This window comes from Tardiphaga sp., assembly GCF_028290785.1.
GTDB lineage: Bacteria > Pseudomonadota > Alphaproteobacteria > Rhizobiales > Xanthobacteraceae > Tardiphaga.
The window spans coordinates 1-26,205 of the sequence record NZ_JAQGJD010000330.1 but is presented as its reverse complement, the minus strand read 5'-3'; the positions used below and the strand labels follow the sequence as shown (position 1 = coordinate 26,205).

At 63.6% G+C, this 26,205-nt stretch carries 21 protein-coding genes and 1 pseudogene; 1 reads left to right on the top strand and 21 read right to left on the bottom strand.

Annotation, left to right across the window (positions count from 1 at the left end):
• The 19 genes and pseudogenes from JWR89_RS21310 to JWR89_RS21220 form a co-directional block, all read right to left on the bottom strand.
• Positions 1-343 (bottom strand): annotated as a pseudogene (locus JWR89_RS21310) (carbohydrate ABC transporter substrate-binding protein); the annotation flags it as partial.
• A 61-nt stretch (positions 344-404) separates the two neighbouring features.
• The gene (locus JWR89_RS21305) at positions 405-734 is read right to left on the bottom strand and encodes a DUF2160 domain-containing protein (protein ID WP_299719871.1); all 330 of its coding nucleotides are present in this window, start codon (positions 732-734) and stop codon (positions 405-407) included.
• Between the two features lie 8 nt (positions 735-742).
• Positions 743-1,549, bottom strand: coding sequence for a carbohydrate ABC transporter permease (locus JWR89_RS21300; RefSeq protein ID WP_299719868.1), 807 nt, complete (start codon positions 1,547-1,549; stop codon positions 743-745).
• On the bottom strand, positions 1,549-2,451 hold the full coding sequence (locus JWR89_RS21295; RefSeq protein WP_299719876.1) for a sugar ABC transporter permease: 903 nt from the start codon (positions 2,449-2,451) through the stop codon (positions 1,549-1,551). The genes JWR89_RS21300 and JWR89_RS21295 overlap by 1 nt, the downstream gene beginning before the upstream one ends.
• Entirely contained in the window at positions 2,451-3,536 is a 1,086-nt protein-coding gene (locus tag JWR89_RS21290; protein WP_299719866.1) for an ABC transporter ATP-binding protein, read from the bottom strand. The genes JWR89_RS21295 and JWR89_RS21290 overlap by 1 nt, the downstream gene beginning before the upstream one ends.
• A gap of 12 nt (positions 3,537-3,548) precedes the next feature.
• Positions 3,549-4,628 carry an ABC transporter ATP-binding protein gene (locus JWR89_RS21285; protein WP_299719864.1) on the bottom strand — a complete coding sequence of 360 codons (1,080 nt, stop codon included), beginning with the start codon at positions 4,626-4,628 and terminating at the stop codon, positions 3,549-3,551.
• Positions 4,625-6,166: a glycerol-3-phosphate dehydrogenase gene (gene glpD, locus JWR89_RS21280; RefSeq protein WP_299719862.1), complete on the bottom strand. Its 1,542-nt coding sequence runs from the start codon at positions 6,164-6,166 to the stop codon at positions 4,625-4,627. Before glpD ends, JWR89_RS21285 begins: the two co-directional genes overlap by 4 nt.
• A 330-nt stretch (positions 6,167-6,496) precedes the next feature.
• On the bottom strand, positions 6,497-7,327 hold the full coding sequence (locus tag JWR89_RS21275; protein ID WP_299719861.1) for a DeoR/GlpR family DNA-binding transcription regulator: 831 nt from the start codon (positions 7,325-7,327) through the stop codon (positions 6,497-6,499).
• Positions 7,328-7,434: 107 nt separating this feature from the next.
• Positions 7,435-7,644, bottom strand: a complete 210-nt coding sequence (locus JWR89_RS21270; protein ID WP_299719859.1) for a hypothetical protein — start codon at positions 7,642-7,644, stop codon at positions 7,435-7,437.
• 74 nt (positions 7,645-7,718) lie between these two features.
• A complete protein-coding gene (locus JWR89_RS21265; protein WP_299719858.1) occupies positions 7,719-8,150 on the bottom strand; it encodes an acyl-CoA thioesterase in 432 nt (143 codons plus the stop codon).
• Positions 8,151-8,175: 25 nt separating this feature from the next.
• Positions 8,176-10,281 carry a 3-hydroxyacyl-CoA dehydrogenase NAD-binding domain-containing protein gene (locus tag JWR89_RS21260; RefSeq protein ID WP_299719857.1) on the bottom strand — a complete coding sequence of 702 codons (2,106 nt, stop codon included), beginning with the start codon at positions 10,279-10,281 and terminating at the stop codon, positions 8,176-8,178.
• 8 nt (positions 10,282-10,289) lie between these two features.
• Positions 10,290-11,573 carry an acetyl-CoA C-acetyltransferase gene (locus tag JWR89_RS21255; RefSeq protein ID WP_299719855.1) on the bottom strand — a complete coding sequence of 428 codons (1,284 nt, stop codon included), beginning with the start codon at positions 11,571-11,573 and terminating at the stop codon, positions 10,290-10,292.
• 13 nt (positions 11,574-11,586) lie between these two features.
• Positions 11,587-13,863, bottom strand: a complete 2,277-nt coding sequence (locus tag JWR89_RS21250; RefSeq protein ID WP_299719853.1) for an acyl-CoA dehydrogenase — start codon at positions 13,861-13,863, stop codon at positions 11,587-11,589.
• Positions 13,864-14,226: 363 nt separating this feature from the next.
• Entirely contained in the window at positions 14,227-14,850 is a 624-nt protein-coding gene (locus JWR89_RS21245; protein ID WP_299719851.1) for a flavin reductase family protein, read from the bottom strand.
• Between the two features lie 34 nt (positions 14,851-14,884).
• Complete coding sequence (locus tag JWR89_RS21240; RefSeq protein ID WP_299719849.1) at positions 14,885-15,484, bottom strand: TetR/AcrR family transcriptional regulator; 600 nt, start codon at positions 15,482-15,484, stop codon at positions 14,885-14,887.
• A gap of 19 nt (positions 15,485-15,503) precedes the next feature.
• A complete protein-coding gene (locus JWR89_RS21235) occupies positions 15,504-18,650 on the bottom strand; it encodes an efflux RND transporter permease subunit (protein WP_299719847.1) in 3,147 nt (1,048 codons plus the stop codon).
• 12 nt (positions 18,651-18,662) lie between these two features.
• Positions 18,663-19,769 carry an efflux RND transporter periplasmic adaptor subunit gene (locus tag JWR89_RS21230; RefSeq protein WP_299719845.1) on the bottom strand — a complete coding sequence of 369 codons (1,107 nt, stop codon included), beginning with the start codon at positions 19,767-19,769 and terminating at the stop codon, positions 18,663-18,665.
• A 222-nt stretch (positions 19,770-19,991) separates the two neighbouring features.
• Positions 19,992-21,347 (bottom strand): MFS transporter, encoded by a 1,356-nt coding sequence (locus tag JWR89_RS21225; RefSeq protein WP_299719843.1) that lies wholly within the window; start codon positions 21,345-21,347, stop codon positions 19,992-19,994.
• Positions 21,348-21,779: 432 nt separating this feature from the next.
• The gene (locus JWR89_RS21220) at positions 21,780-22,949 is read right to left on the bottom strand and encodes an acyltransferase (protein WP_299719841.1); all 1,170 of its coding nucleotides are present in this window, start codon (positions 22,947-22,949) and stop codon (positions 21,780-21,782) included.
• A gap of 410 nt (positions 22,950-23,359) precedes the next feature.
• Between JWR89_RS21220 and JWR89_RS21215 the strand changes: the two genes are divergently transcribed.
• Positions 23,360-23,836, top strand: coding sequence for a hypothetical protein (locus JWR89_RS21215; protein ID WP_299719839.1), 477 nt, complete (start codon positions 23,360-23,362; stop codon positions 23,834-23,836).
• Positions 23,837-24,056: 220 nt separating this feature from the next.
• Here JWR89_RS21215 and JWR89_RS21210 read toward each other — a convergent pair whose 3' ends face one another.
• The gene (locus tag JWR89_RS21210) at positions 24,057-24,638 is read right to left on the bottom strand and encodes a TetR/AcrR family transcriptional regulator (protein WP_299719837.1); all 582 of its coding nucleotides are present in this window, start codon (positions 24,636-24,638) and stop codon (positions 24,057-24,059) included.
• Positions 24,639-24,911: 273 nt separating this feature from the next.
• The gene (locus JWR89_RS21205) at positions 24,912-26,168 is read right to left on the bottom strand and encodes an Hsp70 family protein (RefSeq protein WP_299719874.1); all 1,257 of its coding nucleotides are present in this window, start codon (positions 26,166-26,168) and stop codon (positions 24,912-24,914) included.
• Positions 26,169-26,205 lie beyond the last annotated feature (37 nt).

The following is a 26,205-nucleotide window of genomic DNA, read 5'->3' as shown; positions in this document are numbered from 1 at the left end:
GGATGATGTCATGCTTGAGCTTGATGCCGGTAAGTTCCGAAAACGCCTTCGCCAGCGTCTTGGCCTCGTATTCATGGGTGGTGATGGTTTCGGAGACGACATTGATCTCCATGCCCTTGAACGGCTGGGCAGCTTTTTCGAACCACTGCAGTTCCTTCAGCTGGTCCGCCTTCGACAGCGTCGAGGGCTGGAAGTCGCTGTCGATCCATTTCTGCGCAGTGGCATCGTCCGCCAATGCTGGCGCCGCCAGCGTCAGCGATGCAGCCATCAGGGCCGCCGCGCTTGTCATCGTCAGCAGGCGCGCCGTCGGTAGACGACGGCCTTGTCGTATCAGGTGCTTCATCTTCTTCTCCCTAGTGGTGCGTCAGGCCCGGGTTGATCCCAGGTCTGGTCTTCTCCGCCTGTCAGACCGTGCGAAAGATCGTCGCGGCCGTGCCAAACGAAATCAGCGTCGCGAGCCACAGGCTCGAGATCTCATAACTTTCCTCGCCGATCGGCAGCGTGGCGATCGGGTCGGTGCCGATGAAGCCGATCCACAGCAGGTGGATGACGGCGGCCGATATCAGCGACACGAATAGCCGGTCGCCGCGCGTGGTGGGAATCCGCAGGATGCCGATCCGCTCGGCCTCGGGATAGGCCGCCGCCAGCCATGTCATCGTGCCCAGCGTCGCGGCCAGCAGCGCGAAGAAGACCGCGGTCGGCGGCGTCCAGGCCATCCATGCGATGTTTTCCATGTTGCCTCCTACACCCGGCCCAGCGCAAAGCCGCGCGCGATATAATTGCGGACGAACCAGATCACCAGCGCGCCGGGAATGATGGTCAGCACGCCGGCCGCCGCGAGCAGGCCCCAGTCCATGCCGGCGGCAGACACCGTGCGGGTCATGACCGCCGAAATCGGTTTTGCATTGACCGAGGTCAGCGTCCGCGCCAGCAGCAGTTCGACCCAGGAAAACATGAAGCAGAAGAACGCGGCGACGCCGATGCCCGACGCGATAAGCGGCACCAGGATCTTGACGAAGAATTTTGGAAACGAATAGCCGTCGAGAAACGCGGTCTCGTCGATCTCGCGCGGCACGCCCGACACGAAGCCTTCGAGGATCCAGACCGCTAGCGGCACGTTGAACAGGCAGTGCGCCAGCGCCACCGCCCATGGCGTATCGAACAGGCCGATGGCCGAATACAGGTTGAAGAACGGCAGCGCATAGACCGCCGGCGGCGCCATCCGGTTCGACAACAGCCAGAAGAACAGGTGCTTGTCGCCTAGGAAGCGATAGCGCGAGAAGGCGTACGCCGCCGGCAGCGCGAAGGAGATCGAAATGATGGTGTTGATGACCACGTATTTCAGCGAGTTGATATAGCCGGAATACCAGCTCTCGTCGGTGAAGATCCGGGTGTAGTTCTCCAGCGTCGGCACGTGCGGCCACAGCGTCATGGTGGAGACGATCTCGCCGTTGGTCTTGAAGCTCATATTGACCAGCCAGTAGATCGGCAGCAGCAGGAACACCAGATACAGCGAAAGGATCAGGCGGCGACCGGGAATCGAATGCATCAGACCGCCCCCTCTTTGTGACCGCGATCGACGCCGGCATTGGTCATCACGGTATAGAACACCCAGCACACGATCAGGATGATGAGATTGTAGACCAGCGACAGCGCCGCGGCCTTGCCGAGATCGAACTGGCCGAGCGCGATCTTGACCAGTTCGATCGACACGAAGGTCGTCGAGTTGCCCGGACCGCCACCGGTGACGACGAAGGGCTCGGTATAGATCATGAAACTGTCCATGAAGCGCAGCAGCACGCCGATCAGCAGCACGCGGTTGAGCTTGGGGAGCTGGATCGCGGTGAACACCGCCCAGCGCGACGCGCCATCGATCTGCGCAGCCTGGTAGTAGGCATCGGGGATCGATTTCAGCCCCGCATAGCACAGCAGCGCGACGAGGCTGGTCCAATGCCAGACGTCCATCACGATCACCGTCGCCCAGGCGTCAAATTCGTTGGAGACGTAATTATAGTCCATGCCCAGATGGTTGAGCGTATAGCCGAGCAGGCCGATGTCGGGCCGGCCGAAGATCTGCCAGATGGTGCCGACCACGTTCCACGGGATCAGCAGCGGCAGCGCCATGATGACGAGGCAGGCGGCGACGCGCCAGCCGTCGCGCGGCATCGACAGCGCCACGATGATGCCGAGCGGCACTTCGATGGCGAGGATGATCGCGGAGAACGCCAGGTTGCGCCACAACGATGCGAAGAAGCGCTGCCCGAGATCGCTGGATGGATCGAGCAATTCCTTGAACCAGCCGGCGCCGTTCCAGAAGAACTGGTTATTCCCGAAGGTGTCCTGGATCGAATAGTTCACCACGGTCATCAGCGGCAGCACGGCGGAGAACGCCACCACCAGAAACACCGGCAGCACCAGAAACCAGGCTTTTTGGTTGACGGTCTTGTCCATCACGCGGTGCCTTCGACGAGACGGCTGTCGGAATAAATGTGGACCCGGCCGGGATCGAAGATCAAGCCGGCTTCGTTGCCCGAAATAGAAAATCCCTGCGGCACCCGCGCGGCGAACTTGACGTCGCCGATCCGGACGCGCGCGAAGCGGACGCGACCAAGGTCATCGATGCGCTCGATGTTGGCCGACAGCAGCCCGGGCGCCGGCGCTGCGACCTCGACGAATTCCGGACGGACGCCGACCTCGATTTTGGCATCGGGCGGCAGCCGGTCGTAACTGCGCTGCAGTGCGATACGATGACCGCCGACCACAGCCTCACGTCCGCCGACCTCGGCGGGCACGATGTTCATGCCGGGCGAGCCGATGAAGTAGCCCACAAACGTATGCTCGGGCTTGTCGAACAGTTGCTGCGGAGTGCCGGCCTGCACCACGCGGCCGTCATGCATGACCACCACCGTGTCAGCAAAGGTCAGCGCCTCGGTCTGGTCATGGGTGACGTAGATCATCGTCAGGTCGAGCGCGCGGTGCAGCGCCTTGAGCTTCGAACGCAGCTCCCACTTCAGCGCGGGATCGATCACGGTCAGCGGTTCGTCGAACAGGACGGCGGAGACGTCGGCGCGCACCAACCCGCGGCCCAGCGAGATCTTCTGCTTGGCGTCCGCCGTCAGCCGCGTCGCCTTGCGGTGAAGCACCGGTGCCAGATCGAGCAGACCGGCGATCTCGGCGACACGCCTGTCGATCTCGGGCTTCGGTACGCCGCGGTTCTTTAGCGGAAACGCCAGGTTCTGCCCCACGGTCATGGTGTCGTAGATGACGGGAAACTGGAACACCTGCGCGATGTTGCGCTGCTGGGTGGAGTGGCGGGTGATATCGACGTCGTCGAACAGAATTTTTCCGCGCGACGGTGTGACGATGCCGGAAATCAGGTTCAGCAGCGTGGTCTTGCCGCAGCCGGACGGCCCCAGCAGCGCATAGGCGCCGCCCTGCCGCCATGTCATGGAGATCGGCTTCAGCGCAAAGGAGTCCGGATCGGCGGCGTTGCCGCCGTAGGAATGCGCGAGATCGACTAGATCGATGCGGGCCATGGTGCGATTCCCCTACATCGCCTGAGGAGCGGCGACCAGGCGGTCGGCGCTATCGAAGATGAAGAGATTGTTCGGGTCGAGCACGGCATCGAGCTGATGCCCGGGCGGAAAATCATGCACGCCCTGCAGTACCGCGACCCAGTTTGAAGCGTCCCGCTTGAGATGCACGAAGCTCTCCGAGCCGGTAATCTCGGTCACAGTGACCTCCGCCGCAAACGCGTGGCGACCGGCGATGCCATTGGCGACTTCGAGCTGGTGGGCGCGGAATCCGACGCGGTAGCTCCCATCGAGCAGCGAGGCATAGAGCCCGCTGGCCGGCGCCCTGATGCCGCCGGCATATTGCACGAAGCCGTCCCGCTTCTCGAGGCCGACAAGGTTGAGCGGCGGATCGGAAAATACTTCGGCGACGCGCAAGGTTTCGGGATTGCGGTAGACCTTCGACGTGTCGCCCACCTGCAGCACTTCGCCTTCCCACAGGCAGACGGTCTGGCCGCCGAGCAGCAGCGCTTCCGACGGCTCCGTGGTCGCGTAGACGAAGATCGCGCCGGACGCCTCAAAGATACGCGGCAGTTCGGTGCGCAGTTCCTCGCGCAGCTTGTAGTCGAGATTGGCGAGCGGCTCGTCGAGCAGCACCAGGTCGGCGCCCTTCACCAGCGCGCGCGCGATGGCGGTGCGCTGCTGCTGGCCGCCGGAGAGTTGCAGCGGCGTGCGGTCGAGATAGGGCTCCAGCTTCAGCAGTTTGGCGGCGTCGCGAACCCGGCTGTCGATCTCCGCCTTCGGCTTGCCCTGCACCCGCAACGGCGAGGCGATGTTCTCATAGACCGTAAACGAGGGATAATTGATGAACTGCTGGTACACCATCGCCACCGAGCGCTTGCGCACGTCGAAGCCAGTGACATCCTTGCCATCGACCAGCACGCGGCCTTGCGACGGTTTGTCGAGCCCGGCCAGCAGCCGCATGATCGAGGTCTTGCCGGCGAGCGTCGGTCCCAGCAGCACGCTCAGCGTTCCCCTTTCCAGCGTCAGCGATACGTCGCGGATCGTCGTGATGCCTTCCACCGTACGTGAGACATGTTCGAGGGTGACGCTCATGGCCGCGCTCCCGCAGCGAATGCCTGGCTTGCCGGTTCAACATGGTTGGCCATGATCCAGTCCTGCAGCGTCGCAATCTCGGCGGCAGACATCCGCAGCCCCAGCTTCGAGCGCCGCCACACGATATCCTCGGCGTCCACCGCAAACTCATGGGCCATCAGATATTTCACTTCGCGCTCCGTCAGCGTCGCGCCGAACGCCTGCCCGAGATCGGCGGCTGTCTTTGCCTGCCCCAGCACTTTTTGCGCACGCGTTCCGTAAGCGTGCGCCAGGCGGTTCGCATGCACCGGCGTCAGAAACGGATAGTCGCGGCGGAGCTCGGCGACCAGCGCGTCCAGCGCCGATACATCGAAGTCGCCGCCGGGCAGTATCGCTCGGGCGGTCCAGCCTTCGGGCGCCTTGTTGCCCTTTAGATAGGGCGCGAGCTTTTGCAGCGCCTCTTCGGCGAGCCGGCGATGGGTGGTGATCTTGCCGCCATAGATCGACAGCAACGGCGCGCCGCCGGGCAGGTCCAGCTCGAACACATAATCGCGCGTCGCCGCCTTGGCCTCGTCGGCGCCGTCGTCATAGAGCGGACGCACGCCGGAATAGGTCCACACCACGTCCGCTGGCTTCACCGGCTTGGCCAGATATTCACTCACCGACGCGCAGAGATAGTCGATCTCGTCCTTGGAGATTTTCACCTGCGCCGGATCGCCCTGGTAATCGAGGTCGGTGGTGCCGATCAGCGTGAAGTCGTCCTGATAGGGAATCGCAAACACGATGCGGCCGTCCGCATTCTGGAAAATGTAGGCGCGATCGTGGTCGTAGAGCTTGGGCACCACGATGTGCGAGCCCTGCACCAGCCGCACTTTGGCCTTGGCGTTGACGCCGGCGCCGGACGCTAGAATATCTTCGACCCATGGGCCGCCGGCATTGACCAGCGTGCGGGCACGGATCGTGCAATATTCGCCGTGGCTGTCCTGCACCGTCACCTGCCAAATGCCGTCGTGCTGCCGGATCTCGGTGGCGCGGGTCCGGGTGCGGATCACGGCGCCGCGGTCGGCGGCGTCGCGTGCGGTCAGCACCACCAGCCGGGCATCGTCGACGAAGCAATCGGAATATTCAAAACCGCGGCGAAAGCGGCCGGGCGCGAGCGGCTTGCCGACCTCGTCGCGCGACAGATCGAGCGTGCGCGTCGGCGGCAGCAGTTTTCGGCCGCCGATGTGGTCGTAGAGAAACAGGCCGAGCCGCAACAGCCAGGCCGGCCGCAACCCTGCATGGTGCGGCAGCACGAATCGCAACGGGCGGATGATGTGCGGCGCCATCGCCCATAAAATCTCGCGCTCGAGCAGCGCGTGGCGCACCAGCTTGAAATCGTAATATTCGAGGTAGCGCAGCCCGCCATGCACCAGCTTGGTCGACCACGACGAGGTGCCGCTGGCCAGATCGTTCATCTCGCACAGGAAAACGGAATTGCCACGGCCGACCGCGTCGCGCGCGATGCCGCACCCGTTAACGCCGCCCCCAATAATCGCGAGGTCGAAAACTGGACCCACCGAGCTCCCCCTGCGCCAAATTTGTCTGGCGCCTTCCGTTGAAAGGACGCGCCATCTTCGCTTCTAGCGATTTTGCTTTCGAGTTGGAGTAAAGCACAACCAAAAACGAAAGCAACTGCCGTTTTTGGCGGCGAGAGCAGGTTCGCCGGCTTCGGATCGTTCCCCGGACGCGGTGCACTGCGCCGCCCCTCGGCAGCGTGGTGCTCCGCAGAGCCAGGGACCAGATGGTGGGAAAAAGTCAGCGGGATCCCGGATCTGCGGAGCCGCATGGCGGCGATGCAAGTGCATCGCCTGAACCGCGTCCGGGACACGTCCCACGACAGCCGGGCCTTAAGGCCTCCGGAACGGAATAGGCGCCGCATCGGCTGGAACGTCATCGCCGTCGATATCAGCCGCCGGCATGGCCTCGATGACCTGAATGCCCCTGCTCTGGCAGATCGCCTGCAGGGCTGACGGCAGGGGGGCGTCGGTGACGAACGTCTGGATCTGGCTGATATGGGCGATTCGCACTGCCGCGGTGCGCCTTAGCTTGGTGCTGTCGGCCACCAGCATGACGCTGCGGGCGTTGGCGATGATCGCCTGCGCTGCCTGCACCTCGCGGTAGTCGAAATCCAGCAGCGCGCCCTCGCCGTCGATCGCCGAGGCGCCGATGATGGCGTAATCGACCTTGAACTGGCCGATCAGGTTGATGGCGGTGGAGCCGATTACCGCACCGTCGCTTCGCCGCACCGTGCCGCCGGCAACGATCACCTCGATGCGCGGATGCCGGTACAGCATCATCGCGACGTTGAGGTTGTTGGTGATCACCAGCAGATCCTCATGCGCCGTCAGCGCGCTGGCGACCTCCTCGGTGGTGGTGCCGATATTGATGAACAGCGACGAGCCGTTGGGAATCTGCGCCGCCGCCGCGATGCCGATCGCCTTCTTCTCTTCGGCGGCGACGAAGCGGCGCGCCTCGTAGGCCAGGTTCTCGACGCCGGATGCCACGATGGCGCCGCCATGGATCCGGGTCATCGAGCGATGGTCGCAGAGGTCGTTGAGGTCCTTGCGGATGGTTTGGGCCGATACCTCGAAACGGCGCACGAGATCATCGACCATCACCCGGCCGGTGGCGCGGGCAATGTTGAGAATTTCGGTTTGGCGATGGCTCAGGCCGGTCACGACAGCACCTCGGGGTGGAATACCCCATGGTGCGGCGGTTGCCCGCAATCGTCAACGCGACAGCTTGCGTCCCCCGGTTGGGAGGAAACGCACAGCGAAGCGCCGACTTAGGCCGCGGTGACCACCGGAGTCGCCGGGAACCCCTGGCTGGCGAACAGGAAGGCGGCGCGCTCGGCCTCGCGGGCGTTGGCGAACAGTTGCCCTTCCATCGGGTTGAAACGGTGCGATGCGGCGAAAAACCGGTAGCCGTCGGGATCGCGAACCACGATGCCGGCGGCCTGCTGGCTGACTTCGATGATGTAGGTGTCTGATGACATGACGGCCCCCATACGCATACAAATGCATATTCTGGGCCATCAACCGCATGTCGGTCTTATCGTTCCAATTCGGATCAGGCGGAAAGCGTCGCTCCGTCGCGCCGGATCAACTGCTTCTGGCCCCGGTCGTCGATCGACACATAGGTGAAATTGCCGTCGGTCACCAGAATCGAATGGCTCTCGTTACGGCGCAGCACCCAGGCTTCGAGATGCACGGTAATCGAGGTTTTTCCGATACGTACCAGCGTCGCATGCACCGAGACGACGTCGCCGACGAACACCGCCTTGCGAAAATTCATCGCGTCGATGGCCACCGTCACGGTGCGCGATTGTGCAATCTTGGAGGCAAAGATGCCGCCGCCGAGATCCATCTGGCCGAGCAGCCAGCCGCCAAAAATATCGCCGTTGGCGTTGGTGTCCGCCGGCATCGCCAGTTGCCGGATGGTCAGATCGCCCGTCGGCTCGCCGCCGAATACCGCTCCACGCGCAAAAGTTGCATCCGTCATAGGCAATCACCTGCCGCATATTGAATCATTTGAAGTCTTCCCATCCGGCGTCGGGCGCAAACCGGTCGCCATGTTTGACCGCCAGCGTGCGCAGCGTGGCGACGATATTCTCGGCGCCGCGGCTGCGGGCATAGTTCAGCGGGCCGCCGCGGAACGGCGCATAGCCCGTGCCGAAGATCATCGCGCCATCCACCATGTCGGCGTTATCGACCGTCCCCTCGCGCAGGCAGGCGACGCAGACGTTCGACATCGGCAGCATCAGGCGATCGATCATCTCCTGGGTCGGTTTGGTGGTGACCACGGCGCCGGAGGTTTTGTCGGCCTTGCCGTCCTTCCAGACATAGAAGCCGCGACCGGTCTTGCGGCCGAGTTCGCCCTTGGCGACCTTTTCACGCAGCCAGGCCGGCGTAGGCGGCAGCAGGTCGCCGAATTTCGAGCGCAGCATGTCACCGACCGCCAGGCAGATATCGAGCCCGACCTGATCGGCCAGTTCGATCGGCCCCATCGGCATGCCGAACTGTTCGGCGGCAGCGTCGATGGTGGTCTTGTCGATCTTCTCGTCGAGCATCACCATCGCTTCCAGCATGTAGGGCGTCAGCGCGCGGTTGACGAGGAATCCCGGCGACGATTTTACGCGCAGCGGCAGCCGCTCGATGGCGCCGACAAAGGCCAGCGCCTTGGTCAGCAGCGCCGCATCGACGCCGTCATGGCTGACCACCTCGACGAGTTGCAGCCGCGATACCGGATTGAAGAAGTGCAGCCCGAGCAACCGTTCGGGGTGGGCCAGCGTGCTGCGCAAATCTTCCAGCGGAATGCTCGACGTGTTGGTGGCGAGGATGGCGCCCTGTTTCATGCGTGGCTCGATCGATGCGTAGACCTTCTGCTTCAGTTCGAGTTTTTCGCTGACAGCCTCGATGATCAGGTCGGCCGTGCGCACGCCCTCCCCATCCATGTCGGGGATCAGCCGGTCGAGCGCATCGCGCTGCTCGGTGCGTTGGCGCAGGATCTTGCCGAACAGGTCGGCGGCGCGTTTGATGGCGCTGGCGATCGGCTCCGGCTTCATGTCGGCCAGCGTCACGCGCAGCCCCTGGTTGGCGCACCACGCCGCGATGTCGCCGCCCATGGCGCCAGCGCCGATGACGTGGACGTGCTCGATGGTGTTGCCCTGGCCTGCGAGTTTCTTCATCTGCTCGCGCAGGAAGAACACCCGGATCAAATTCTGCGCCGTCGATGTCACCATCAGGTCGGCGAACGAAGCCTTCTCGGCTCGCAGCATCGCGGCGCGGTCGCCGCCGTGCTTTTCCCACAGCGCGATCAGCGCATAAGGCGCGGGATAATGCTCGCGCGGCGCGGATTTGCCGGCTTCGGCGACCATGCGCGAGGCGAGAATGCCGCGCACCGGCGAGAAGTTCAGGATCGCATTGAGCACGCCGGGCTTCGTACGGCGCAGCCGGCCGAACACCGCATCCTTCACGGCGTTGCGAACGTGGCGCTCCTGCGTCACCGCATCGACGAGGCCGAGCGACTTCGCCTTGCGCGCGTCGATGGTCTTGCCGGTCAGCATCAGCGTCATCGCCTGCATCGGATTGACCAAACTAGTGAAGCGAGCGGTGCCGCCGAGGCCGGGATGCAGGCCGAGCATCACTTCGGGAAATCCAAATCGCGCGTCCTCGATGGCGATGCGCGACTGGCAGGCCAGCGCCACTTCGAGGCCGCCGCCGAGGCAGAAGCCGTGGATCACGGCGACGGTCGGAATCTTCAGCGCCTCGAGCCGGTCGATCACCGCATGCGCCCGGCCGATCTCGGTTGCCACCGCGCGCGGGTCGGTGGCGCCGCGGAATTCATTGACGTCAGCGCCGGCGATAAAACCGGATTTCTTCGCCGAGCGGATGACGATGCCGGCGGGACGCTGCGCCTCCAGCGCATTGAGCACCGCGTCGAATTCCTCGAGCACCTCGGCCGACAGCGTATTGGCGCTGGCGCCGTCGCGATCAAACAGCAGCCAGGCGATGCCGTCGGTATCGCGGGTCAGCTTGAAGTTCTTGTAGGTGCCGGCTTCCGGCAATTCCGTATTCTTGGGCCCGAGTTCGAGCACGCGGTCGCCGAGAACGTCCATGATCTTGCTGTGCATGCCGTTCCTCATAGCGCTTCGATCAGCATCGCGCCGCCGAGCCCGCCGCCGATGCATTCGGTGGCGATGCCGCGCTTGGTACCAAGCCGCTTCATCGCATTGACCAGATGCAGCACGATACGGTTGCCGCTGCAGCCGACGGGATGACCGAGGCTGATGGCGCCGCCATCGACATTCAGCCTGGCGCGGTCGATCTCGCCGGCCGCGCCGTCGAGGCCGAGCACTTCGCGGCAGAACTTGTCGTCGTTCCAGGCCGCGAGACAGCCCAGCACCTGCGTGGCGAAGGCCTCGTTCAATTCCCAGGTCTCGATATCGTGGATGGTGAGATGGTTGCGCTTCAGCAATTCGTTCGACGACAGCACCGGGCCGAGGCCCATGATGCTGGGATCGAGCGCCGACCACTGGCTGTCAACGATAACCGCTTTCGGCGTCAGGCCGTGCTTGGCGACGGCCTCTTCCGACGCGAGAATGGTCCACGACGCGCCGTCGGTGATCTGGCTGGAATTGCCGGCGGTGACTTGGCCCCATGGCCGCTCGAACACAGGCTTCAGCAAGCCCAACTTATCGATCGACGAGTCGGCGCGCACGCCGTCGTCGTGATCGTAGAATTGGCCGGCCCGGTCGAAGGCGGTCTCGACCTCGCCCTTCAGCCAGCCCTGCGCCTGCGCGTTCGCCAATCGCTTGTGGCTTTCCACCGCATAGGCGTCGGCCTGCGCGCGGGTGATGCCGAACAGGTGCCCGACCTTCTCGGCGGTCTGACCCATGTTGAGTTCGGTGATCGGATCGGTGAGGCCGCGCTCCAAGCCGATCACCGGCTTGAAGTAGGCGGGGCGCGCTTTCGCGATCGCCGCGGCCTTGGCGAGAATTCCCTTGGCCATCGCGAGGCCTGCGAACCAGCGCACGCCGTTCTGCGGCCAGACCAAAGGCGCGTAGCTCAGAGCCTCTGCGCCGCCGGCCAGGATCAGGTCGGCGCTGCCTTCGCGGATATAGCGATAGCCGGTATCGATCGACTGCATGCCCGAGCCGCAATTGATCTGCACGGTGAAGGCCACCATTGCCTCGCCCATGCCGAGCCTGAGCGCCGCGACGCGTGCCGGGTTCATCTCGTCGGCGATCACGTTGACGCAGCCGAGGATCACTTGATCGAAAGCGTCCGGCGCGAATGGCTGTCGCGCCAGCAGCGGACGGCCGCACTGCACGGCGAGATCGACCGGCGTGAACGGACCGGGGCCGCTACGCGCCTTCAGGAACGGCGTGCGGCTGCCGTCGATGATGTAGACCGGCCTTGTCATGAGAATTTTGCCATCAGGATGCCGCCCTCTGTTCGCCGAGCTCCTGGAAGAATTGGTGCACGTCCGCCGGCTTCTTGTAGATCGGCGACAACTCTTCCGGCGCGAAGTCATCGACCTCGATCACCGCAGCCGCCGCCGCCTGCGCCGCGGCAAGTTGCTCGCCCTCGGCCTGGGTAATGACGCCCTTGGCGACGGCGTCCCTCCAGTTTCTTATTTTCGACGTGCGCATGCGCTTGGCAATATCTTCCGCCGATGTCACCAGCATGAAGGCCTTCTCCAGCCGGGCAAAGCCGCGGTCGTCATCGATATGCGACAGGTCCGGCGTCAGCCGGTCCCTTGGCGCACCCGGTTCCAGGATCAGCAACGCGCATAGACGTGTCGTCAGGTCGGACGGCCCGACCACGCTTGCGCCAAACGGCTGCACGATGAACTTGAGGAAGCCTGCGACGAACCGGTTCGGGAAGTTAGCCAGAATCTCGGCAAAACGATTCTCGATGGTCCTGAAGCCGGTGTGCATGCACCATTCCAGCACCGCGAAATCGATCTGCTCGCGGCCTTCGTCCTCGAACCGCTTCAGCGCCGCGGACAGCAAGTACAGCTCCGAGAGAATATCGCCGAACCGCGCCGACAGCATTTCCTTGCGCTTCAGCGCGCCGCCCATCGTCAGCAGCGCCATGTCGGCGCACAGCGCGAAGGCTGCGGAATAGCGCGACAGTTGGCGATAGAACATCGTGGCGGTGCCGGCGTCCGGCGCCGGCGCGATCACGCCCTTGGTCCAGCTCCGGCCCCAGGCGCGGAACAGCGTCTTCACGCTGTGGCCGACATGTTTCCAGAACGCGGTGTCGAAGGCATCGAGACCCTTCGCCTTGTCCGGATCGGACAGAGCGTTCATTTCCAGCAGCAGATAGGGATGCGCGCGGATCGCGCCCTGCCCGAACACGATCAGGTTGCGGGTCAGGATATTGGCGCCCTCCACCGTGATGCCGACCGGCACCGAGCGATACAGGTTGCCCATATAGTTCTGCGGGCCGTCTATCACCGCCTTGCCGGCGTGGATGTCCATGGCGTCGTCGATGGCGACGCGCATGCGTTCGGTGGCGTGCAGCTTCATGATGCCGGAGATGACCGCCGGATGGTGGCCGAGATTGAGCGCGGTGCAGGTCATGCGCCGTGCCGCGTCAAGCAGATAGGCGGTGCCGGCGATCCGCGCCAGCGGCTCCTCGATGCCTTCGAACTTGCCGATCGGAATGTTGAACTGTTCGCGGATGCGCGCATAGGCGCCGGTGGTGCGCGCGGCATAGGCGGCGCCCGCGGCCGACAGCGAGGGCAGCGAGATGCCGCGGCCGGCGGCCAGCGCCGACATCAGCATCTTCCAGCCCTGGCCCAGGCGCTCCTGTCCGCCGATGATGTAGTCCATCGGAATGAACACATCGCGGCCCCAGTTCGGGCCGTTCTGGAACACCTGCATCGAAGGCAGATGGCGGCGGCCGATATCGACGCCTTCGAGGTGCGACGGGATCAGCGCCACGGTGATGCCGAGCTCCTCCTGATCGCCGACGAGGTGATCGGGGTCGTAGGCCTTGAACGCCAGGCCGATCAGCGTCGCGACCGGGCCGAGCGTGATGTAGCGCTTGTGCCAGTTCAGGCGCAGGCCGAGCACTTCCTGACCCTCGAAGGTGCCCTTGCAGATGATGCCACTGTCGACCATTGAGGCAGCGTCGGAGCCGGCTTCCGGGCTGGTCAGGCCGAAGCAGGGAATGTCGCGGCCGTCGGCCAGCGACGGCAGCCACTTCTGGCGTTGCGCATCGGTGCCGAATTTCATCAGGAGCTCGCCGGGTCCCAGCGAGTTCGGCACCATCACGGTGACGGCAGCGACCACCGAGCGTGACGAGATTTTCCGCACGATCTCGGAATGCGCGAACGGCGAGAAGCCGAGCCCGCCATACTCCTTCGGAATGATCATGCCGAAGAATTTTTCGCGCTTGATGAAGTCCCAGACTTCCGGCGGCAGGTCGCGCAGTTCCCAGTTGATTTTCCAGTCGTCGAGCATCGCGCAAAGCGCGTCCACCGGGCCGGTCATGAAGGCCTGTTCTTCGGCGGTGAGCTTCGCCGGCTTGACCGCCAGCAGCTTGGCCCAGTCTGGGTTGCCGGTGAACAGGTCGGCGTCCCACCAGGTATCGCCGGCCTCCAGTGCTTCCCTTTCGGTGGCCGACATGGTCGGCAGCACGCCCTTGGCCCAGCCGAAGATCGGCTTGGTGATGAAATCGCGGCGCAGGTTGGATGGGTTCATGGCGAAATCCTCCGGGATCGAATGGCCGCCGATCCGGGGGAGCAGCAGCCGAATCGCATGCTCTGGCTGGCGAGATGCACCGATGTTTCTACATGGATTTACCGACTTATCGGACGGAAGCCGAGCCATCCTTAACGACAGGATACCGCAACGGTTCCGGAATTGCGCGGTGCCGCGCCGTGACCTGTCGTCACGGCGTGGCTCAGGTGTCGTCCCCGCGAAGGCGGGGAGCCATAAGCTCTGACGCCAAAGAAGAAACGCCACTGCTTCCCGCGATTAATCGAGAAGTCGGCGGGTATGGGTCCCCGCCTTCGCGGGGACGACTCGTGGAGAGCCGGAGCCCGGCCCGCGGACGACGCGACCTCAATCCGGCCGGTTCATCTCGAACATGTTTTCCTGCTTGATATGGAAATAGTCGCCGCGGCGGCCGGCGCGCAGGATCGGGCCGGCCAAGGCGGTTTGATAGACGCCGTCCACGATCAGGGTCTTGTCGATATGCACGGCGACGACCTCGCCGAACGTGATCCAAGAATTCGACTTGTGGCCGTCCGCGCCCTCTAGCTGCAGGATCTGCGTCACCTTGCACTCGAACGCGACGCGCGCTTCGCCGACGCGCGGCACATCGACCAGTGTGCTTGGCACCGCGGTCAGCCCGGCGATGGTGAATTCATCGACTTCCGGCGCGACATGGGCGGCGGTCGCGTTCATGTGCGTCGCCAAATCCCTAGTCACCAGATTCCAGACGAATTCGCGGGTGCTTTCGATGTTATGGATGCTGTCCTTCCGCGAGGTGCTGGAAAAGCCGATGATCGGCGGCACGTAGCTGAAGGCGTTGAAAAAGCTGTAGGGCGCCAGGTTGACGTGGCCGTTGGCGTCGCGCGACGAGATCCAGCCGATCGGGCGCGGGCCGATGATGGCGTTGAAGGGGTCGTGCTTGAGGCCGTGGCCGTCCTTGGGCTGGTAAGAATGCAGGTCGCTGGCGTTCACGCGAAATCCCCCGGGCTGATGGTCGCGCTGTCGTCTAGCCGCGCGGCGCCAGCCCGGCAAGCACGAAGTCGATCATCTGTTCGAGGGTCGGACCCGGCTTGTCGGCGCATTGCGCGATCATCTGCGGGTGAAAGAACCGCAGCATGGCCGTGCAGGCGCACATCGCCGCCAGCGGCACATCCGGCGCATGGAATTCGCCGGTCGCTGTGCCGTCCGCAATCACCTCGGCGATATTGACGGTGATCATCTCCATATGCGCGGTGCAGACGTCCCAGCTTTCCTCCATGGCGATGGCCACCATCTCGTGCAGCTTGGAATCGCCGACATAACGCTCGGCATTCATCCGGTGGATCGAGGCCAGCAATTCCCGCAGCCGCTGCGGCGCTGGCTCGTACGTCGCAACGATGATGCGGGCGGCGTCCTCGACCTCGCCCATCAGCCGCCGCGCTACCGCCGCGTTGATCGACTTCTTCGAGTCGAAGAAGCGATAGACGTTGGCGGGGCTCATCCGCATCACCTTGGCAATGTCGGCCACGGTGGTCTTCTGGTAGCCGATCTCGCGAAACAGCTTCTCCGCCACCACGATGATGCGGGCCTGCATGTCGGCTTCGACAGTATCGGGAACGAGACTCATGTCAGCGCTCAATCTTCAATTATTCGGCCGCGGCGGCAAGCGGAATTGCGCCGTGATCGTCGTGATGTCGCGGTGCGTGATGGTCGATATCTTCACCGGAGCCGCGCTCCTCCAGGCTGTTGCGGAACCATAGCGCATAGAGGCCGGGCAGATACAACAGCGTCAGGAAGGTCGCCACGAACAATCCGCCCATGATCGTGATGGCCATCGGACCCCAGAAAGCCGAGCGCGACAGCGGTATCATAGCCAGGATCGCCGCCAGCGCGGTCAGCACCACCGGCCGGGCGCGCCGCACGGTAGCCTCGATGATCGCTTCGCGCCGGGTCAGGCCATGGGTGACATCGGTCTCGATCTGATCGACCAGGATCACCGCATTGCGCATGATCATGCCGGCCAGCGCGATCAGGCCAAGCAGCGCCACGAAGCCGAACGGGGCGTTGGCGACGTTGAGGCCCAGCGAGGCGCCGACGATACCCAGCGGCGCCGTCAGGAACACCAGCAGCAACCGCGAGAAGCTTTGCAACTGGATCATCAGCAGCGTCAGCATGATGATGACCATCAGCGGAAACAGCACGGCGATCGAAGCGTTGCCCTTGGCGGATTCCTCGAACGCGCCGCCAGCCTCGATACGGTACGCTGGCTGCAGGCTGTCGCGGATCTCCTGCAGCTTCGGCGCGATCTGCGCCGTGATGTCGGGCGGCTGCACGCCATCGACGACGTCGCCGCGCACGGTGATCGCCATGTCGCGGTTGCGGCGCCACAGGATCGGCTCCTCATGGGCATATTCGATCTTGGCGATCTGCGACAACGGCACCGCGACGCCGTTGCGCGAGGTGATGGTGAGGTCGCCGACACGACCGAGATCCAGTCGTTCCGACGGCACGGCGCGGGCAACCACGCCGACCTTCTCGATGCCGTCGCGCACGGTGGTTACCGGCGCACCGGAGATCAGCATCGCCAGCGACTGTGAGAGCTCCTGCGGCGTCAGGCCGAGGGCGCGGGCGCGGTCCTGATCGACGACGAGCTTGAGGTAGGGCGTCTGTTCGTTCCAGTCGAGATGCGGATCCACCATGTTCTTGTTGGCGCGCATCACGTCGCGCACCTTGTAGGCGATCTCGCGCACGGTAGCCGTGTCCGGCCCAATGACGCGGAACTGCACGGGGAAACCGACCGGCGGACCGAAGTTGAAGCGATCGACACGGATGCGGGCTTCCGACAACTGCCCCTCGCTCACGGCCTTTTCGATATTCGCCTTGATCCGCTCGCGCGCCTCGACGTCCTTGGCGACGATCACGATTTCGGCGAAGGCCTCATTGGGCAACTGCGGGTTGAGGCCAAGCCAGAACCGCGGCGAACCCCTGCCGACATAGGACGTATAGGTTGCGATGTCCTTGTTGTCCTTGAGCAGCTGCTCGGCCTCCTGCACGGATTTTTCCGTGACGTTGAAGGCGGTGCCCTCGGGCAGGCGCAATTGCAGGAACAGTTCGGGGCGTTCCGACAGCGGGAAAAACTGTTGCTGAACGCGGCCGAACCCGACGATGGACAGCGCGAAGATACCGACCGTCGCCACGACGACCTTAATGCGGTGTTCGACGCACCACGCGACGACGCTGCGCAGGCCGCGATACATCCGCGTCTCATAGACCGCGTGCGGATCGTGGTTGGCCTTGCCGTGGGCGGCGAAGTTCGGCAGCAGCTTGACGCCGATATAGGGCGTGAAGATCACCGCCACGAACCACGAGGCGATCAGCGCGATCGCCACGATCCAGAAGATGCCGCCGGCATATTCGCCCACCGCGGAATTGGCAAAGCCGATCGGCAGGAAGCCGACCGCAGTGATCAGCGTGCCTGTCAGCATCGGAAACGCGGTGGATTCCCAGGCGAAGGACGCCGCGCGAACGCGGTCCCAGCCCTGCTCCATCTTCACCACCATCATCTCCACCGCGATGATGGCGTCATCGACCAAGAGGCCGAGCGCGATGATCAGCGCGCCGAGCGTGATGCGGTGCAGGTCGATATGCATCGCGTTCATGACGATGAAGACGATCGCCAGCACCAGCGGCACCGACAGCGCCACCACAATGCCGGTGCGCCAGCCCAGTGCCACGAACGAGACGAACAGCACGATGGCCAGCGCCTCGACGAAGGAATGCACGAACTCGCCGACGGCCTTCTCGACCACCAGCGGCTGGTCGGCGATCTGCTCGACATGGATGCCCTGTGGCACGGCGGTCATGAATTCGTTCTTGGCCTTCTCGACTTCCTTGCCGAGGTCGAGAATGTTGGCGCCGTTCGCGGTGACGACGCCCAGCGCCAGCGCCGGCGTGCCGCGCTGCCGTACCTTGAAATCCGGCGGATCGACGAAGCCGTGGCTGACGGTGGCGATATCGCCGAGACGGAAGGTGCGGCCGCCGCTTTCCACTGGCGTTTCGGCGACGGCCTTGTAGCCGTCGAGCGCGCCGGTGACGCGTAGCGGCACGCGTTGCGACGAGGTTTCCACCGTGCCGGCGGGCGTGATCGCGTTCTGCTTGGCCAGCGAATCGAACAATGTCTGCGGCGTGATGCCCAGCGTCGCCAGCTTGGCGTGCGAGAACTCGACGAAGATCTTCTCGTCCTGGGTGCCGTAGAAATTCACCTTGGTGACGCCGCTGACCTTGAGCAGGCGCTGCCGCAAACCCTCGGCGGTCTTCTTCAACTGCGCGTAGTCGGCGCCGTCGCCGGTCATCGTATAGAGAATGGAATCGACGTCGCTGAACTCGTCATTGACCGTCGGGCCGACCAGGTTCGGCGGCAGGCTGCCCTGCACGTCGGCGAGCTTCTTGCGCAGCAGATAAAACAGATACGGCACGTCCTTGGCAGGGGAGTTATCCCGGAATGTAACCTGCAGCGCCGTGAAGGACGGTTTCGAATAGGTCTGCACCTTCTCGAAATAAGGCAACTCCTGCAGCTTCTTCTCGATCGGGTCGGCGACCTGCTCCTGCATCTCCTTGGCGGTAGCGCCCGGCCAGATCGCAGTGATGTTGACGACCTTCACCGTGAAGGACGGATCCTCGGCGCGGCCGAGTTTCTCGTAGGAGAAGAACCCGGCAAAGCCGAGGGCCACGATCAGGAACAGGATCAGCGCGGGATGGCTGACCGCCCAGGCGGAGAGGTTGAAGCGATGCATCGGCTTCGTCCTTTAAAAGGTCAACGCGGAAACGACGCGGACTTTTTGCGCCGGATCGAGCTTCTGCACGCCGAGCACGACTACCTTGGCGCCTTCGTCGATGCCGCCGGAGATCACCACATCGTTGCTCTCATAGGCCTTCACCTTGACCGGCTTCAGCGCGACATCGCCATTGCCATCGACGATGTACAGCGAAGGCGCACTGCCCTGGCTGAACAGCGCCGACAATGGCAGCCTCGCGACACGCTCGGTGGTGGGATCGGACAGCGACAGCGTCGCGGTCATGCCGAGCGACACCTTGTCGCCGGCGTCGGGCAGCGAGAATTTTGCGAGATAGGTGCGCGTCGATGGATCGGCATTGGGCGCGATCTCGCGCAGCTTCGCGGCATATTTCTTGTCGGGCTCGGACCACAGCGTGACGCTGGCCGTGCCATCTTTCGCCCGTCCCACAAGGGTTTCCGGAATCGCGACCACGGCTTCTTTCTCCGCAAAGCGGGCGACGCGGATCGCGGTCTGGCCGGAAGCAACCACCTGGCCGGCATCGATCAGCGTCGCGGTAACGACGCCGCGCGTATCAGCCAGCAGCGTCGCGTAGGACAGGCTGTTCTTCGTCAGTTCGACCGAACGCTCGGCGCGGTTGAGGCGGGCGCGGGCTTCATCGGCGGATGCCTTGGCCTGATCGACCTGCGCTTGAGTGGACCAGCCCTTGGCGCGCAACTCGTTGGCGCGGCCTTCGGCGGCGGCGGCCTGCGCCAGCACGCCGGTGGCAGCGGTAAATTCGGCGACGGATTGCTCGGCCTGCAGTTGCAGATCGACTTCGTCGAGAACAGCCAAAGGCTGACCGATTTCAACGGTTTGCCCGACCTCGACCAGTCGCTTGGCAACCTTGCCGGGGACCCGGAAGCCAATATCGGTCTCGACGCGCGGCTTGATGGTGCCGACGAAGCTGCGCGAAGGCTGCTCCGGCTGGTACGCCACCGTGGCCACCAGCACCGGCCGCGAAGGCTCTGATTTCGCTTCGGTTTTCTGGCCGCACCCGGCCAGCGCGAGGGCCGGCAGCAGGATCAGGGCGGCGGCGAGCGGCTTGCGGGCGCTGCGGATAATGGACGGGCCGGACATCGCTGGGCTTCCTTCGATCTGGGTCGAAGAAGAACCTGGACTGACTACTGACGAATGTCAATATTCGTCAGCGATCACAAAATGGTCAAGTCGCCGGAGCGGCCGATTGCCTTATTTTGGTCTCAAGACTTGAAATTCCGTTGCGGGCTTTGGGGACGAAGGCGCTTTGGCGGCGGCGTGTTTTGGGCGCCGCCGACCGACGTTCGATCGCGATGATGGCGACTATTCCGCCGCCTGCCGGATCACCGGCCTGGCAAATTCGGCGCCGGTGTCGTGCTTGCCGAACAGCACCAGCAATCCCGCGACGAGCGGCAGGACCGCGAGCACCAAAAGTCCCGTCGAGGTGCTGCCGGTGAGCTCCTTGATCCAGCCGATCAGATAGGGTCCGCCGAATCCGGCGAGGTTGCCGATCGAATTGATCAGCGCGATGCCGCCGGCCGCGGCGGTGCCTGACAGCCACGCGGTCGGCAACGTCCAGAACAAAGCAAAAGTGCAGAATACGCCGATCGCGGCGACGGTGAGCGCGATCATCGTCAGCGTCGGATCGGTCATGACACCGGAGACGCCGAGTGCTGCGGCGGTGAGCAGCAGTGGCAGCCCGACATGCCAGACGCGTTCGCGGGTATGGTCCGAATGCTGCGCCCACAGCACCATGGCGATGGAGCCGAACAGATAGGGGATCGCAGTGACGAAGCCGGTCTGCGCATTGGTGAAGCCGAAGGCTTTCACGATCTGCGGCAGCCAGAACTGCATGCCGTACAGCGCGCCGACGAAGCCGAAATACACCAGGCTGAGCACCAGCACCTTGGGCGACGACAGCGCCTGGCGCAGCGACATCTTGTTGGCGCTCTCCTTGGCGGCGCGCTCGCCTTCGAGCTTGCCGATCAGCCAGGCCTTCTGCTCGGCCGAAAGCCAGGTGGCCTGCGATGGCTTGTCGGTGAGATAGAACCAGGTGACGACGCCGAGCACGACCGAGGGAATGCCCTCGATGATGAACAGCCACTGCCAACCCTTCAGGCCGAGCAGCCCATCGAGCCCGAGCAGCATGCCGGACAGCGGCGCGCCGATCACCGTGGACACCGGCACCGCGATGGCGAAGGCGGCGAGGAAGCGCGCGCGGTATTCGGCCGGGTACCAGTAGGTGAGATACAGGATGATGCCGGGAAAGAATCCGGCCTCGGCGACCCCCAGCGCAAAGCGCAGCGCATAAAAACTCCAGACGCCTGACACAAGCGCCATCAGCGCCGAGATAATGCCCCAGCTTACCATGATGCGTGCGATCCAGCGGCTGGCACCGAATTTTTCCAGCGCGATGTTGGAGGGCACCTCGAAGATGAAATAGCCGATGAAGAAGATGCCGGCGCCCCAGGCAAAAATGATCGGCGAGAAGTTCAGCTCGGCATTCATCGTGAGGGCGGCGAAGCCGAGATTGACGCGGTCGAGATAGGCCAAGAAATACGCCAGCGCCAGGAACGGAATCAGTCGCCACGAGATGGCGCGGATGGTCGAGGTTTCGATGTCGGATTTGGCGGCGCTGTCGGCGCGGCGCGCGGCATCCGCGCGGGCGGTCTGGCTCATGGTTTTCTCCCGGTCGTTGTTCGGCGCGGCCTCTGCGGGCCGCATTCACCCGACGCATCATTACAGAAGCGCATCGCAGGGGGCGAGTCGGAATGACGATCGACGGGAGGAACTTGGCTACGACAACAATTTCGGGAACAGACTGTGTGGAGAAACCTCGGTTCGGTGGCCACCGCGACCCTGCTCGCTTGGCCGAGAGATTGGCAAGCGGCGGCAGGCCATGGGCTACAGACGTTGATGATATCTACCCTCAGCGAATTTCGGAATATTTACCTATAGCCCGATTCGTCAGAATCGTTCGATGGTCGCGCCGGGCGATCTTCAGAGAAGGCGATCGCCGATCCGGAAAGCATTTGCCTTCATTCTGCAATGGGAGGCGGACGGCCGGCTATATCAAGAGCGACCGGCGGGAACGCGTCCTCATGCGGATGGTTACCTCGTCATCGCGGGTTCAACGACCGGGCTCTCCGCCGGCTGCCCCGGCGCTCCGCCAAAGTTAGCCTTGAAGGATGAAAGCGGACTCTCGATCGCGAAATAGGAGACAACGGAAAGTGCAAACGTCATGGCGAAGGCGAGAACGACCTGCATCAGCGGCGCTTTATTGCCACTCAGCGCACCATCGTTGAGGCCCAGATAGAACAACACCGGGAGATGGACGACATACATCGCGTAGGAGATACGGCCGAAGCCGCGCAGGATCGGCGTCGATAGAAACCTGGTCAGTCCACGCTTGACGATACTATCATCAAAAACAATCGTGCTGACGAAGGATACACTGATCATCGCGTAGGCCACCAGGGCGACTGTCCAGTAGGCCGCCTGCGACGTGATGAAGCCGGTGTCCCGGCCTATCCGATCGGCAATCAGCAGCGAGATCGCGACAGCGAGCAAGAGCACGCAAGGCCTTCCATGCAACGGGCGTTTCTCGAACTCGCGAACCGCCAGCCATCCGCCGAGCGACAGTGACAGCATGCGCGTAAAGATCGACATGTAAACCAGATCGCCAGACAGCGAGTTATCCTGGCCGCCGTAAATCGCGGCGATCACGAGTCCGCTGACGATCGCGAGAAGCGGAATCACCCGGCCCGTGGTGACGCTCAACAAGCGCTGCGGCACCAGCAGGACCAACAGCGGCCAAAAGAAATAAAACTGCTCCTCTACGGAAAGCGACCAGGTTTGCTCGAGCGGATGCGGCGCAGGATGAAACGGGTGATAGAAATTGAACGTGTAGGTCAGCAGACTGAAAGTATCCCAGGTCCCAAAGTGGAACAGGAAATAGCAGGCGACCACGGTAAGATAATAGACGGGGAAAATTCGCAGCGCGCGGCGAGCGTAAAAATTGGAGAATGAAATACGGCCGGTCGTGGCACGCTCACGCAGCAACAGCCGGGTAATGAAAAAACCGCTGAGGGCGAAAAAGATGTCCAGCGCGATATAACCGGTCCGCGGCGCCTGATTGAGCTTCCATGCGATATTATACAGCTCGCTATCCACGACCTGCGGCATGTGACTGAAGACGACAACCAGGACGGCAACGCCACGAACCCCGTCAAACGCCGGAAAATTTTCCAGCCGCTGAGAGGGGACCTCTCGGTCAGACATGATGACTTTCCTCGGAAAGATCGACAGGGTTATGGGCGTTCAACGCACGGCATCTCCCGGCCGCGGGTGAGGGCAGAATAGATATTGTCGGTATTTTCTTACAGTGGTGCGGTGACTTTTAGATTAACGTAAATGGCATTATTGGGACGGCCTGCAGGCGCGATGCAACCGGCGTTACGTGAGCTTTTGTAAAAGCGGTGGGCTCGCCGCGCAGCGCGAAGATGTCGTAGGTCTACAGGCCAAACCGGGCCAGTCAGAACGACCGCCTGCGCGATGATGGACGCAGGCCGCAAGACTTCGGCTGGCGTGGCCACGCGATATCAAAAAAAATTGCCGGGGGCCTTGAACCGGCGCGGTGGTTGTGTAGTTTTATCGGCGTCCCGTTTTTGAAAGGAGTTCGGGAGGTTCGCATGGATAGCTATCTTTCCACGTCGCCACGTACGATCGATTTTCACGCCTTCATCCATCCCGCTTCGGCGTTCACGCACCCCGACCAGGTGCTGCACGACGGCTCGCTGAGCCGGGCCGAGAAGCGGGTCATCCTGTCATCCTGGGCGTCGGACGCCCACACCGTGGAATCGCAGCCCTGGCTGCGCCAGGTGCCGGGCGGTGACCACCCGGTGGCGCTGGCCGCGATCCTGGCCGCGCTGCGGCGGCTCGACGACGATGATCCGCCGCCAAAAAATGCCGCGGCGATCCGGCCGTCCGATCTCGCGCGCGGCAGCATGCCACCGCCGGATTGCAGTTCGACGATCCGCTGGCGACGGCCCCCCGGGCGGGGCCATCACGCGGGTCTGGCCGGCCGGCGGTGGCCGTCGATGCACGCTGCAACGTCGTTACCGCGCGAAGCGAGTTTCATTAGGGGCGAGGGAAAGAGAGCGGCGTAGTGGAGTGGGATACGCCGGATTGAAGCGTTTCCCGGACGCGGTGCGGCGCGTCACGCGATGCGCTTGCATCGCCGTAAGTGCCGCACCGCAGATCCGGGATCCCCGGTTCTTCTTCGCGCAACCGGGACCCCGGCTCTGCGGCGCACCACGCTGCTAAGAAGCGGCGCAGTGCACCGCGTCCGGGGAACGTTCCGTTATTACCTAATCCGACTCTGGACGATCAGCGCAGCACCTGGCCGAAAAGCACCTGCTTGAAGCGCTCCACCGGGGCGGGGCTGCGTTCGGCCTTGGCGAGCAGCTTGGCGCCCTGCAGCGAGGACACGATGAAACCGGCGGTGTCGGCGCAATTGAAATCCGCCGGCAATTCGCCAGCCTGTACCGCGGCCTTCAGGCAGGCGGCGACATTGTCCTGGACGGCGGCGAAAATCTCCACCAAGCGATGCCGGATCAGCTCGCTATGGTCGGTGGCCTCCGCGCTGAAGTTGCCGAACAGGCAGCCGTTGCGCATCTGGTCCTTGTTTAGCGGCGTCTTGCTGCCATCGAGGTATTCGCGCAGCCGCTGCAGCGGCGACAGTTCCTCGTTGAGCAGGGTCGCCGCCATCAGCGCGCGGCTGTTGGCGAAATACAGGTCGAGAATCTCCAGCCCGAAGGCTTCCTTCGACGTGAAGTGGTTGGTGAAGGAGCCCTGCGGCACCCCCGCGGCCTGCACGATGTCGCGCACGCTGGCCCCCGCATAGCCATGCGCATGCACGACCTTGAGGCCTTCGCTGAGAATCCTGTCGCGGTTCGAAATCTTTGGCATAGGGATAAATATGGCCGTCCATCTTTTATTGTCAAGAGGCTGGAAATAAAGGGGAAGTCAGGCTGACGTTTATGGGGGCAAGCTCTTTTTCCCTTCTCCCCTTGTGGGAGAAGGTGGCGCGGGCACAGCCCGCGTCGGATGAGGGGTAACGCCGGGCGACCGAGCTTGTGGCACTCCTCACCCGTCTTCGCTTCGCGAAGCCACCCTCTCCCACCCGGCGAAGCTTCGCTTCGCGCAGGAGAGAGGGAAGAAAAACGCTGCGCTCGTTTCCGCTTACTTCCCCGGCCCGTAGCGCCGGATCGCCTCGATCGTCAGTCCCTTGCCGACCGCGCCAAAGGTGTCGCCGTCGATGGCGCGGGCGTGGGGGACGGCGGAGGTGATGGCCTTGCGGACGTGGGCGAGCTGCACCGAGCCGCCGGTCAGGAACACCGCGTCGATGGCGTCGGCTGCAAGCCCCGCCTGCGCCAAACAGATTGCGATGCGCGCGGTGATGCGGTCGGCCAGCGTTTGCGTATGGCCGACCAGCTCCTTGCGGGCGACGCCGGCCTTGAGGCCCGGCTCGATCCAGTCCAGCGCTATGCTGGCCTTTGGCGCTTCCGACAGGCCGATCTTGGCCTCCTCGATCTCCATCGCCAAAGTGTGACCGCGCTGCTCGTCAAGCACGCGGACCAGACGATCCAGCAGTTCCGGCTGCTTGGACTCGAAGCGGACCTGGCGTACCTCGTTCATCACCTTCGATTCGTACATCCGGTTGATGTTCGACCAGGTCGCGAGATCGTGGAAATAGCCCGAGGGCACGTCGAGCCCGGCGCGCTTCATCGCCGTGCGATAGCCGAGCAGCGGCATCAGCACGCCCAGGCTGAGCTGGCGGTCGAAATCGGTGCCGCCAATGCGCACGCCGTCATTGGCGAGAATGTCGTCCTGCCGCTCGGCATGGCGATGCCGCTCGGGGCTGAGGCGCACGATGGAGAAGTCGGAGGTGCCGCCGCCGATGTCGGCGATCAGCGCGATCTCTTCGGAATGCAGCGTGCGCTCGTAGTCGAGCGCCGCGGCGATCGGCTCGAACTGGAACGTGACCTCGTCGAAGCCGATGTCGGATGCGATGTCGCGCAAGGTTGCCTCGGCCTTGCGGTCGCTGACCGGATTGTTATCGACGAAATGCACGGGGCGGCCGTGCACGACATTGCGCAACGGACGGCCGGTGGCGGTTTCGGCGCGGCGCTTCACGGCGCCGAGATACCACGCGATGATGTCGCGAAACGAGGTGCGCTCGCGGCCGGTATTGGTGGTCTCGTCGATCAGCGAGGTGCCCAGCACCGATTTCAGGCTGCGCATCAGGCGGCCGGGCGCGCCGTCGACATAGGCTTCCATCGCGCGCCGGCCGATCAGGATGGCGCCATCGACTTCATAGAAGATCGCGGACGGAATCGTGATGTGGCAGGTTTCCAGCTCCGCGAGCACCGGGACATCGCCCACCATGGTGCCGAGCGTCGTGTTCGACGTTCCAAAATCAAGACCGCAAGTAGACATCATCGCTCCCGGGAGGAACGTTCGTCTACACAGATCG